The sequence below is a fragment of the Thiothrix winogradskyi genome, assembly GCF_021650935.1.
Taxonomy (GTDB): Bacteria; Pseudomonadota; Gammaproteobacteria; order Thiotrichales; family Thiotrichaceae; genus Thiothrix; species Thiothrix winogradskyi.
The window spans coordinates 62,939-75,036 of sequence record NZ_CP091244.1; the positions used below are offsets into that span (position 1 = coordinate 62,939).

The 12,098-nt window shown below is 49.8% G+C and carries 13 protein-coding genes; 2 read left to right on the top strand and 11 right to left on the bottom strand.

All coding sequences use genetic code 11. The features are described from left to right. The first annotated feature begins 1 nt into the window (after window position 1). Window positions 2-2,272: a hybrid sensor histidine kinase/response regulator gene (locus L2Y54_RS00365; RefSeq protein ID WP_236499052.1), complete on the top strand. Its 2,271-nt coding sequence runs from the start codon at window positions 2-4 to the stop codon at window positions 2,270-2,272. 60 nt (window positions 2,273-2,332) lie between these two features. Here L2Y54_RS00365 and L2Y54_RS00370 read toward each other — a convergent pair whose 3' ends face one another. Genes L2Y54_RS00370 through L2Y54_RS00410 form a run of 9 tightly spaced genes read right to left on the bottom strand, consistent with a single transcriptional unit; the run spans window position 2,333 to window position 9,298 of the window. Beyond that, a complete protein-coding gene (locus L2Y54_RS00370; RefSeq protein ID WP_236499054.1) occupies window positions 2,333-2,761 on the bottom strand; it encodes a F0F1 ATP synthase subunit epsilon in 429 nt (142 codons plus the stop codon). Between the two features lie 12 nt (window positions 2,762-2,773). Further along, window positions 2,774-4,150 (bottom strand): F0F1 ATP synthase subunit beta, encoded by a 1,377-nt coding sequence (atpD, locus tag L2Y54_RS00375; RefSeq protein WP_236499056.1) that lies wholly within the window; start codon window positions 4,148-4,150, stop codon window positions 2,774-2,776. 39 nt (window positions 4,151-4,189) lie between these two features. Beyond that, complete coding sequence (gene atpG, locus L2Y54_RS00380; protein WP_236499058.1) at window positions 4,190-5,047, bottom strand: F0F1 ATP synthase subunit gamma; 858 nt, start codon at window positions 5,045-5,047, stop codon at window positions 4,190-4,192. Window positions 5,048-5,062: 15 nt separating this feature from the next. After that, window positions 5,063-6,604 carry a F0F1 ATP synthase subunit alpha gene (gene atpA / locus L2Y54_RS00385; RefSeq protein WP_236499060.1) on the bottom strand — a complete coding sequence of 514 codons (1,542 nt, stop codon included), beginning with the start codon at window positions 6,602-6,604 and terminating at the stop codon, window positions 5,063-5,065. 27 nt (window positions 6,605-6,631) lie between these two features. Then, complete coding sequence (locus L2Y54_RS00390; RefSeq protein ID WP_236499061.1) at window positions 6,632-7,168, bottom strand: F0F1 ATP synthase subunit delta; 537 nt, start codon at window positions 7,166-7,168, stop codon at window positions 6,632-6,634. A gap of 11 nt (window positions 7,169-7,179) precedes the next feature. After that, window positions 7,180-7,650 carry a F0F1 ATP synthase subunit B gene (locus tag L2Y54_RS00395; protein ID WP_236499062.1) on the bottom strand — a complete coding sequence of 157 codons (471 nt, stop codon included), beginning with the start codon at window positions 7,648-7,650 and terminating at the stop codon, window positions 7,180-7,182. Window positions 7,651-7,693: 43 nt separating this feature from the next. Continuing rightward, window positions 7,694-7,981, bottom strand: coding sequence for a F0F1 ATP synthase subunit C (gene atpE, locus L2Y54_RS00400; protein WP_210229885.1), 288 nt, complete (start codon window positions 7,979-7,981; stop codon window positions 7,694-7,696). Between the two features lie 48 nt (window positions 7,982-8,029). Next, window positions 8,030-8,905 (bottom strand): F0F1 ATP synthase subunit A, encoded by an 876-nt coding sequence (gene atpB, locus L2Y54_RS00405; RefSeq protein ID WP_236499064.1) that lies wholly within the window; start codon window positions 8,903-8,905, stop codon window positions 8,030-8,032. A gap of 42 nt (window positions 8,906-8,947) precedes the next feature. Further along, a complete protein-coding gene (locus L2Y54_RS00410) occupies window positions 8,948-9,298 on the bottom strand; it encodes an ATP synthase subunit I (RefSeq protein ID WP_236499066.1) in 351 nt (116 codons plus the stop codon). A 224-nt stretch (window positions 9,299-9,522) separates the two neighbouring features. Between L2Y54_RS00410 and L2Y54_RS00415 the strand changes: the two genes are divergently transcribed. After that, window positions 9,523-10,011, top strand: a complete 489-nt coding sequence (locus L2Y54_RS00415; RefSeq protein ID WP_236499067.1) for a thioredoxin family protein — start codon at window positions 9,523-9,525, stop codon at window positions 10,009-10,011. Window positions 10,012-10,068: 57 nt separating this feature from the next. Here the strand turns inward: L2Y54_RS00415 and L2Y54_RS00420 are convergent, their stop codons facing one another. Together L2Y54_RS00420 and L2Y54_RS00425 are read right to left on the bottom strand one after the other, a co-directional pair. Next, complete coding sequence (locus tag L2Y54_RS00420; RefSeq protein WP_236499068.1) at window positions 10,069-10,815, bottom strand: LytR/AlgR family response regulator transcription factor; 747 nt, start codon at window positions 10,813-10,815, stop codon at window positions 10,069-10,071. Between the two features lie 6 nt (window positions 10,816-10,821). Then, window positions 10,822-11,853: a sensor histidine kinase gene (locus tag L2Y54_RS00425; protein ID WP_236499070.1), complete on the bottom strand. Its 1,032-nt coding sequence runs from the start codon at window positions 11,851-11,853 to the stop codon at window positions 10,822-10,824. Window positions 11,854-12,098: the final 245 nt, after the last annotated feature.

A 12,098-nucleotide genomic window follows, 5' to 3' on the forward strand; every position in this document is an offset into this window, starting at 1 on the left:
CTTGCTGAAACGCCTCTTCTTACTACTCATCCTGCTGACAAGCTGTCAAACGTGGGCGGCAGGTTTGCTTGTACCCGATAGGCGGGTGCAAGCCATTGACCTTGCCCCCTACCTCGAATTGCTGGAAGACCCAACGGGGCAACTCGACATTGCACAAGTCAGTTCCACCGAATATTCACATCATTTTGAGGCGAATACCGCCAGCGTGCCAGACATGGGGCGCACCCGTTCAACGTGGTGGGCGCGTTTCCAACTGCATTCCGGGCAAGCGCAGGAATGGTATTTATTGCTGGATCGCCCCATCGGTGGTTCAGTCGAAGCCTTCGTGTCGTCACAAGGTGTGCACAGTCTGCTGCACCGACTGGATAAATTCCGTTTACCGGCATGGCATTTGCCAATGAAAGCCGGAGATAACGTCACCGTCTACTTACGCGCAAACAATGGGCAAGCATTACTGACATTGCCGCTCAAGCTAATGGATGCTGAAACCTTGCTGACCAGCAACAGCCAAGAAGAGATTCTGTTTGCTGCTTTGTTTGCGGGAATGTTGGTGTTAGCCGTGTATAACTTATTGCTATTTTTCAGCTTACGGGAATACAGCCACCTGAGCCTGACATTACTACTGTTTGCTAGCAGCTTATTCTTTTTACGGGATACCAATCTATTTCCTGCTCTCACTTGGCTGAATGACTCAAATCAGTATTTTTACACCACCCCATTACTCTTGATGTTTGTTACGGGCTTCCATTATTGGCGTTATATCAATAAGGGGGCAAGCAGAGTCATAGAATATTTGTGTCAATGGATGCCCCACCTGTCTGTGGTCGCGATCCCTTTTATGGGATTGGTGTACCGGGGAGAACAAATAATTTTTGGTATTGCCTTGTCCATGATGCCTGTTTTTTTTGTCCTCACCGGTCTAAACGTGTGGCATGGGCATCGTGCTAGTCGTATTGCATACTGGGCATTGATTACCCTGATTATTGCTGCTGTTCCTTATTCCGCCGCACAGGTTGGCTGGTTCACGTATGACAAACCCGCTGTCTACTTCACTGCAAGCGGTTTTTTGCTGACCGCGTTGTTATTGTCTTTCGTTCAGGCAGAGCAAACCCACTTACTACGGGAAGAAAAAGAACGCATGGAAGCGACTAACCAAGCCAAAGACAATTTTCTCACCACCATGAGCCACGAATTGCGCACGCCTGCTCATGCCATTGTCGGGTTTGCGAACTTGTTACAGACTACCCCGCCACCCGCCGAGCAAACGGCCTACCTGAGTAAACTATTGGCCTCAACTCAACACTTGCAAGCGCTGGTGGATGATGTGCTGGATCTGGCGCGAATCAATACGCAACGTTTGGAACTGGAAAGCACGCCGTTGGAATTGGGGGACGAATTACACAAAATCCAGCAAATGTTCAGCCTGACCGCGCAACAAAAAGGCTTAACGTTAACGGTGACAACATTATCGCAACCATTATGGGTACAAGGTGATCCGGTGCGTTTGCGACAAGTATTGGTGAATTTAGTGGGCAATGCCATCAAATTCACCGAACACGGCAGTGTCAAGGTGGTGATGCAGCCGCAAACGGCAACGCAAACGCAAGCTGTGCAGGTGTATTTCGAAGTGGCGGATACCGGCATTGGCATTTCGCCACAGCAGCAACAACGTTTATTTCAACCCTTTTCGCAAGCGGACAGTTCCACCACGCGGCATTACGGCGGCAGCGGTTTAGGCTTAGCCATTAGCCACAAACTGGTCAACCTGATGGGCGGAGAACTGGAAATGGCAAGCAAACCGACGCACGGCAGCCGATTCTTTTTCACCTTGAATTTCCCGCTGGTGACACCTGAAACAAATGCGGCCCCCTTGTCTCCACTAACGAATAACAACGACCTGAGCGGATACCGTGTGTTACTGGTCGACGATGACATCTTGAACTGTTACCTCGCCGAACTGATGCTGGAACGTTTGGGCGTTAAAGCCACCGTCGTAAATAGCGGACAGGCAGCTCTGCAACAAGTAGAGCAGCAAACGTTTGATTTGGTAATGATGGATGTCAGTATGCCCGACATGGACGGTTATACCACCACACGCCATATACGCAATGCAGGACACACCCAATTACCGATTATCGCCGTCACTGCCCACGCGATTGAAGGCGAACGCGAACGCTGTCTAGCGGCGGGCATGAATGATTACCTCACCAAACCGTTTGATCTTGCAACGTTACATCGCGCACTTATCAGCAACCTAATGAAATCTAATTGAGATAATAGCAAAAAGGCTCCCGAAGGAGCCTTTCTGTTTTTTGCGGACTTGCGTCGAAACTCAGTGACCGCGTAGCTTGCCAATCCGGTGCAGCATTTCGATCTGCGCCTTCGCTGACTCTAGCTCAGTCTGGATCGCCTCATAGTCGAGGTCTTCCGGGTCTTTGCCTTGCAGCGCGTCTTGGGCTTGCTTCACTGCTTCGCGGGCGGCTGCCTCATCGAGGTCTTCCGCACGCATCCCGGTGTCAGCCAATACTGTCACGACGTGTGGCTGAACTTCCAGTACACCGCCAGAGACGAACAACGATGCCATCGCGCCTTCTTCGGTTTTGTACTGCAATTCGCCTGCACGCAGCTTGGAAATTAACTGTGAGTGACGTGGCATAATGCCTAAGTCACCCATTGCACCCGGTGCAATCACTTCTTCGACGATACCAGAGAACAACGACTGTTCTGCTGTCACCACGTCCAAATGAAATGTCATCGCCATGATGCCCTCCTATCAGAGCTTCGTAGCTTTTTCGACCACTTCTTCGATGCCGCCGACCATGTAGAACGCTTGTTCTGGCAGGTGGTCGTATTCACCGTTGAGAATTGCTTTGAAGCTGCTCAAGGTTTCTTTCAAGGTAACATACTTACCCGGTGAACCCGTGAACACTTCCGCTACGAAGAACGGCTGGGACAGGAAACGTTGGATACGACGCGCACGACCAACGACTTGTTTGTCGTCGTCGGAAAGTTCGTCCATACCCAAGATCGCAATGATGTCCTTGAGTTCTTTGTAACGTTGCAGGATACCTTGCACGCCACGCGCTACACCGTAGTGCTCTTGACCAACAACCAACGGGTCAAGCTGACGCGAGGTGGAGTCAAGTGGGTCTACCGCCGGGTAAATACCCAGTTCCGCGATGTTACGTGACAATACCAGTGTCGCATCCAAGTGGGCGAACGTGGTGGCTGGGGATGGGTCAGTTAAGTCATCCGCAGGTACGTAAACCGCTTGGAACGAGGTGATCGAGCCGGTTTTGGTGGAAGTGATACGCTCTTGCAGTGCGCCCATTTCTTCCGCCAACGTTGGCTGATAACCTACCGCAGATGGCATACGACCCAACAGTGCTGATACTTCCGTACCCGCCAGTGTGTAACGGTAGATGTTGTCAACGAACATCAGAACGTCACGACCTTCGTCACGGAAGTATTCCGCCATCGTCAAACCAGTCAACGCTACGCGCAGACGGTTGCCGGGTGGTTCGTTCATCTGACCGTAAACCAGTGCTACCTTGTCGATAACGCCGCCTTCCGTCATTTCGTGGTAGAAGTCGTTCCCTTCACGAGTCCGTTCACCAACACCCGCAAACACGGACAAACCGCTGTGTTGCTTAGCAATGTTATTGATCAACTCCATCAAGGTTACGGTCTTACCTACACCCGCACCACCGAACAGACCGATTTTACCACCCTTGGCGATTGGCATGATCAGGTCGATAACCTTGATGCCGGTTTCCAAGATGTCGATACCAGATGACAATTCATCATACGCCGGTGGCGCACGGTGGATTGGCATTTTCTTGTCGTGAACGATGTCGCCAGCGTTATCAATCGCTTCACCCAGAACGTTCATGACACGTCCCAAAGTGCCTGCTCCAACCGGAACAGAAATTGGCGCACCTGTATTCACCACTTGCATACCGCGCTTTACGCCGTCAGACGTACCCATCGCGATAGTGCGTACAATGCCGTCGCCCAACTGCTGCTGGACTTCCAAGGTCAGACCTTGGTCGGCTACTGTTAACGCATCGTAGACCGCTGGCACAGCAGAGCGTGGGAATTCCACGTCAACAACCGCGCCGATGACTTGAACGATGTTTCCAGTACTCATTATTCAGTACCTCACTAAAATTTAAAATCCGTAACAGCCTTAGACAGCCGCAGCACCTGCAACAATCTCGGAAATTTCCTGAGTAATCGCCGCCTGACGCGCTTTGTTGTAGATCAGCTTCAAATCGCCAATCATTTTACCGGCGTTGTCGGAGGCGCTCTTCATTGCGACCATCCGCGCTGCCATTTCACAGGCAACGTTTTCAACAGCACCTTGGTAAATCAGCGATTCAATGTACCGCTGCATCAATGCGTCAATAACTTCTTTCGACTCAGGCTCGTAGAGATAGTCCCAATGGTGCTTGATTGAATCCGTCGCGTCTGCCACCAGCGGGATGAGCTGAGTCACCTGCGGTTTTTGCGTCATGCTGTTGACGAATTCATTCTCGACCAAGAAAAGGCGATCAATCCGGCCTTCCTCGTAAGCATCCAACATCACCTTGATCGTGCCGATCATATCCGCCACTTTTGGGGCATCGCCCATGTGGGTTTTCTGAGCGACAATCCCATAGCGACGGAACGCAGCAGATGCTTTAGCACCAAAAACACAGATGTCGACTTCAACATCCTGCTTTTTCCACTCAGCAATACTGCGCAACGCCTGCTTAAACAAGTTGACGTTCAAACCACCACACAAGCCCCGGTCAGAGGACATGATGATGTAGCCAACCCGTTTCACGGTTTCGCGTGTCTGGGTATAAGGGTGTTTGTACTCAAGATGACCATGAGCCACGTGACCAACCACTTGGCGCATTTTCTCAGCATAGGGACGGCTGGCTTTCATCCGGTCTTGCGCACGGCGCATTTTGGATGCAGCAACCATCTCCATTGCTTTAGTGATCTTCTTGGTATTACTAATGCTCTTGATCTGGCTTAGTATTTCTTTACCACCTGCCATAGGAATAACCTCCCATTACCAAGTGTTTTTCGACTTGAAAGTTTCCAGCGCGGTTTTCATCGCACCAGCAATCTCGTCGTTGAAATCACCTTTCTCGTTGATCTTGTCCAACAGTGCCTTCTCAGAAGAACGCAGGTAGCTCAGCATTGCTGCTTCAAAATCCACGATTTTCTTCGCGTCCACGTCATCGAGGAAACCCTCGTTAGCGGCGTACAGGGAGAAAGCCATTTCTGCTACAGACAGCGGGGAGAATTGTGGCTGTTTCATCAGTTCGGTAACACGTTGACCACGCGCCAAAGACTTACGAGTGCCTTCGTCGAGGTCAGATGCGAACTGGGAGAACGCTGCCAATTCACGGTACTGCGCTAGTGCCAAACGCACACCACCACCGAGCTTCTTGATGATCTTGGTTTGAGCAGAACCACCGACGCGGGAAACCGACAAACCTGCGTTGATCGCAGGGCGGATACCGGCGTTGAACAGGTCGCTTTCCAAGAAGATCTGACCGTCAGTGATCGAGATTACGTTGGTTGGAACGAATGCAGAAACGTCACCACCTTGGGTTTCGATGATTGGCAGTGCGGTCAATGAACCGGTTTGACCTTTCACTTCACCTTTGGTGAACTCTTCAACGTATTCTTTGTTAACGCGGGAAGAGCGTTCCAGCAAACGGGAATGCAGGTAGAAAACGTCCCCTGGGTAAGCTTCACGACCCGGTGGGCGGCGCAGCAACAGGGATACTTGACGGTAAGCCCATGCTTGCTTGGTCAAGTCGTCGTATACGATCAGGGCGTCTTCACCACGGTCACGGAAGTATTCACCCATGGTGCAACCCGCGTAAGGCGCGAGGTATTGCATGGAAGCAGGGTCTGCCGCAGTAGCCGCAACCACAACGGTGTATTCCAGTGCGCCGTACTCTTCGAGTTTGCGTACTACGTTAGCAACGGATGACGCTTTCTGACCAATCGCGACGTAAACGCATTTTACGTTTTTGCCTTTTTGGTTGATGATTGCGTCAACAGCTACCGCTGTTTTACCGGTTTGGCGGTCGCCGATGATCAATTCGCGTTGACCACGACCAATGGGAACCATTGCGTCCAGTGCTTTCACACCGGTTTGCAGCGGTTGGTCGACCGATTTACGTTCGATAACGCCCGGTGCTACACGCTCAATAGGCGCGAAACCGTCGTTTTCAACCGGGCCTTTACCGTCAATCGGGTTGCCCAGTGCGTCAACGACGCGACCCAGCAAACCACGACCGTGGGGTACTTCCAAGATACGACCAGTACATTTTACAGTGTCGCCTTCAGTGATACTTTTGTAATCACCAAGGACAACCGCACCGACGGAATCACGTTCTAGGTTCAAAGCCAGACCGTAAGAGCCGTTGGAGAATTCGATCATCTCGCCGGACATTACATCGCCAAGCCCGTGAAGGCGGACGATACCATCCGTAACGGAGACAACCGTACCCTCAGTGCGAGCTTCAGCACCAGACTCAAAGCTGCTGATGCGCTTTTTGATCAGGTCACTGATTTCAGTTGGGTTAAGTTGCATATGCTATTCCTCAATTATCGGCTGGGCTTAACGCGCCAACGCCGCCTTCATATCTTTCAGCCTGCTCTGGATTGAGCCGTCAATCACCAAGTCACCCGCGCGGATAATTGCGCCACCCATTAGGGCCGGGTCTACTTTAGTAACGAGCTTAATCTCACGTCCCAAGCGTTTTTGGAGTGCCGCAGCAATGGTCTGCTGCTGGTCATCGCTCATTTCCTGTGCAGAAATGATTTCCGCTTCAATCGCACCCTCTGCTTCCGCCTTCATTTGTTCAAAGATGGTGGAAACTTCAGGCAACAATGAAAACCGGTCATTCTCCGCCAGTGCCTTGAGCAGATTACGACCTTGATCGTCGAGTGCATCACCTGCAATCTCGGCGAATACGTCCGCTTTCTGTTCTTTGGTCATACGAGGATGAGCCAACAAGGCAGATGAACCTTCAGCCGCGACCACCGCAGACATAGCCGCCAGTTGCGCTGACCATTCGGTCAGTTTCCCAGCTTCCTGCGCCATCTCAAACACCGCACGGGCATAAGGACGGGCAGCGGTTGTCAAATCAGACATGGTTCACCACCTTAAATTTGCGCAGCCAGTTCATCCAATGCTTTAGCATGAGCTTTGGCATCCACTTCGCGACCAAGAATCTTTTCCGCCCCGGCAATCGCCAGTGCAGACACCTGTGAACGCAAGCTTTCACGAGCACGGGAAACTTCCTGCTCGATGTCTGCTTGAGCTGCCACTTTTACGCGACCAGCTTCTTCCACAGCAGCATTCTTGGCTTCATCAACGATTTCAGACGCACGCTTTTGCGCTTGTGCGACGATTTCGGCAGCTTCAGCTTTGGCTTTTTTCAACTCATCCAAGGCATGTTTGCGAGCCAATTCTTCTTCGTGCTTGCCTTTTTCGGCAGCGGCAAGACCATCAGCGATACGCGCTTTACGGTCTTCCAGCACTTTCAGCATCGGTTCCCACAGTACGCTCTTGACGAACCAGATTAAGATCGAAAAAACGATCATCTGACCAATCAGGGTTGCAGTTACGTTCATGTTAACCTCCGAATGTTAGTAACAACGTTTAACAATCGGGGAATTAACCAGCGCCCAGTGCTGCTTTAGCTGCGCCGATGAACGGGTTAGCAAAGATGAACCACATGGAGATACCCAGAACGATCATTGGGAACGCTTCCATCAAACCACCGGTAAACAACATTTGACCAGTCAATTGCGCACGCATTTCAGGTTGGCGAGCAATGCCTTCGATAAATTTAGAACAGATCATACCCCAGCCCAGTGCTGAACCCAGACCAGCAGCCGCGAGGATAATGCCAACGCCTACAGCAGTGTAGGAATAGATCATTGCAATTGCATTTGCATCCATTGTGAAGTCTCCGAAAAGTTAAAAGTTAAAAAGTAAAATCAAAAAATCTTAATGGTGTTCATGGCTCTGGCTGGCTAACCCCAAGTACACAATGGTCAGCAGCATAAAGATAAACGCCTGCAATGGTACAACCAACATGTGGAAGATTGCCCATAACGTACCCAATGCAACTTGTGCAGGCATTGCCCAAACTGAAAACGCTAACAGTGCAATCAACAGGAACAGCAGTTCACCCGCGAACATGTTTCCGAACAAACGCAGACCGAGACTGACAGGTTTCGCAATCTCTTCAATCAATGTCATTAGGAAGTTAATTGGCGCGAGAATAATCTTAACGATCACATTTTTGGCGGAAAACGGATGGAAGAAGAAGGAAGTCAGATAACCGACTAAACCTTTACTTTTGATATTGTAGAAAATAATCAAGCCGAAGACGCTCAATGCTAAACCAAAGGTGGTATCCAAGTTGGTGGTTGGTACAACTTTCATATACACATGATGCGGATCAGCACCAAACAAACTGGCAATGCCGCCTGCCAACGCAGGTAACAAGTCCACAGGGATAAGGTCCATCGAGTTCATCAGCAGCACCCAGACAAAAATTGTCAGTGCCAGCGGCCCGATCAGACGGTCAGCATTCGGGAAAATATCCTTGACCTGTTGGTTAACAAACTCAACCAATGCCTCAACGACATTTTGCGCCCCCGTGGGCGTATCAGGATTCAGACTCTTACCGACTTTCCAAGCAAAGTAAGCAAACAAACCTGCGAGTAGCGAACTAAACAACAAAACATCGACGTGCAACACGCTGAAGTCAACAATTTTGACTTTCTCACCGTGTTCAACGCCAACACTCCAGTTGGTCAGATGGTGCTGGATGTACTCGACAGGATTTGAGATTGCTGGCGCATTAGACTCGCTCACAATTCACCCCGTACACTAAAGTTAAAAAACCGTTGGCTGGCATCACCCGACTTGGCGGGTTCCCATCAGCATATAAGCCAGTTGCGACACCATAAACGTGCCTAACAAAGGAACGGGGGACAACTTCAAGTAGCCCAAACCTAACCCTAACGCAACTAACACAAATACAAATCGTTGTACCACACCAAAATACAAAGCGTTCACGCTTTGCTGTGGACTAGTTTTTGCTATCTCACCCGCCTGAGTCACACGCCGTGACAACAACAAGGTGTTAGCGAGTGCAATCGCACCACCGTAAAATGCAGGCAACAGAGCTGAATCACCTTGATACGACCAAGATACGGCGACACCGCCCAGCATCAGGATGAATTGAATTATAAGAATGCTTCGCATCTGCTCCTCTGGAGAAGGCTAAATCATAACCTGCTCTCGTCTAAATCCCGGTGGAGTATAAATACATACTAATATACGGTCAACCACTAGGGCTTACCCTGACCACATCGGGCAATAGCGGGGCATTATATATCCCTTTCGGCATATCCTGCCACAACAAAATGCCCTATATTTTGTCTACAAAGTTTAATAATGATAGCGGCTTATCTTTAGGAGAGAATTTCATGCACACAAACTCACACCTCACGACAAAATGCCTGCTTGCCATCACACTATGGATGGTATCACTGACACCAGCAGCCTTTGCCGAAGCAACCATTCCTGAAGCAATCGACTTTCAAGCATTGCAACAAGAAATGCAAAGCAAGGGGCTGCCGTTGCTGTTAGCTGTTCGCGCTGATTACTGCGGATTTTGCCGACGGCTCGAAACCGAGCACTTAGAACCCATGCTACGCAGCGGCGAATACGATTCACGGATTTTGATCCGTCGGTTTGATTTAGGCAGCGAGCAAACGGTTGTCGATTTCAGCGGTGAGCGAATTGCGGCTGATGAGTTTGCAGCACGGCATCAAGCGTCGTTAACCCCGACACTGCTGTTTTTGGACGCGCAAGGCAAAGAAGTAGCGGAACGCCTGCTTGGCTACAATAGCCCAGACTTTTACGGTGCTTACCTGGAGGATGCGATTACCAAAGCACAACGTGCACTCCATTAATCGCAAAAAATAGGGGCGTGATGTACTCACGCCCCAAACAGGAGAAAACAGGAGAAATTAACGGTTGCGCACAAAGCGACGCACTTCAGCCAGATGACGGCGGCTCACTTCCAGTTGGTCATTGACGTTATCCAGCACAATCTGGGTGCGCCCGACGGAAGACTTGGACAGCCCCGCAATTGCACTTTTAGAGACCAGAGCATTGCGATGAATACGGATAAAACGATCCGCCAAATCCGTTTCCAGTGACTTCAGCGACTCTTCAATAATGACCTCGCCTTTTTTATGACGCACGGTCACGTATTTTTGATCGGCTTGGAAATACACCACATCCTCAATCGGAATCAACTCAAGGTTGCCACGCATCCGCGCACAAATATGCTTACGTGACAGCAGATTACGCCCCTCGCGGTTTTCCAGCGCTTCCATACGTTGTGCACGGTTCAGTGAACGGGCTTGTTCCAGACTTTGTAATAATTGTTCTTGTCTAATAGGCTTCATAAGATACCCTGTTGCTTTTGTTGAAAATGCTTCTAAAGCATACTCACCATACGCTGTGGTGAATATGACGGCTGGTGGGCTATCCATGCCCGAAATGTGCCGAGCCGCTTCCAACCCATCCATACCTGGCATGGAAATATCCATGAGCACGATGTCAGGTTGATAACGTTCGGTCATAATCACTGCATCCACCCCGTTTTCGGCTTCTGCAAAAACTGTGTAATCGACTTGACTTGCCAATAACCCTTTAATGCGGGCGCGAGCATATTCTTCATCGTCGACGACTAAAACTTTCAATGTCATAATTTTCTACTCCTTGGGGATGGAAAACGAAACCCGGTATTGTTGTACGTTTTTCTGGATTTTCAGGTTGGCACGGTCGCCATAAGCAAGATGCAAACGCTTCACCATATTTTCCTGGGCAATGTGATTTCCTTTGGTATGGGTGCTCATACCAGAAGGTGGCAATGGATTCGTCACACTGACATCCAGCCGATCACCTGCATCGTAAAGACTGAGCGTCACCAAACCACCGTCTTGACGCGGCTGCACGCCGTGATAGACGGCATTTTCCACCAAGGGCTGCAACAAAAACGGCGGAATATCCATATCCAAAGGCAAACTGTTTTGGTCCATATCGAGCTTGATGTGCAACCGTTTTTCACCCAAGCGCAAACTTTCCATACGCAAATACGCCAGTGTCAACTCTAACTCTTCTTTGAGTGCTATCCGCGACCGCTTGTCGAGTGTAAGGCGCATAATATCGGCTAAGTCCAATAAAGCCGCCTCCGCCTTGTTCGGATCAATGTGTACCAAGTGCGCAATGGTATTCAGGCTATTGAATAAAAAATGTGGGCGCATCCGTGCTTGCAAGGCATCGTACTTGGCTGCTGAATCGGCTTCGACCGTTTCCTCCCACTGCCCGTGGATATAAAAGTACCGCAATAGCACCACAGTAATGAGCAGGCTGATGACCAAATTTTTAAATACAAACAAGATGCTGCCCAGCGCATCATTATTGCCAGACATCAATAAACCCAGCACCGAAGCCAGCAAGGTAAAGCCAGTAATCGTAGCCAGTACAATCACAGAGGCGTGAAAAACCGTTGGTTTTGTCAAAAAACGGCTCACGAAACACAGGGTAAAAATGGAAGCCAGCGTTACCCACAGTACAAACAACGAGTGCAGCCCCAAACTGACAAAAAAGCCGCGCAAATCCGTTGCTACCACCAAAGCCAGCACCATAGCCAGCAATTCAGCAGCCAATACAGCACGCAACAATGCCTGAGGAGCACAAAGATTGGGCAGATAACTTAAGGTTTTTCCATTGAATGATGGCATTTTTTGCTCTCAAATCAGGCACACCACGCACAACAAGGTTGTTGCAAAGCTTTATCCCGACCCAGTTATAGTGTTTATATTTTTTATAATTCCCTGACCCGCCGTAGCAGGTTGAGCATTTCCTTGTATACTACGTGGCAACCAATGTTGCACGAAATACCACATCAAGAATTGCGTTTTTCATTCTTCCACAATGTGATAATGTTTGGCAACTTTTTTTAGCAACCTGATGAAAATTCAACATT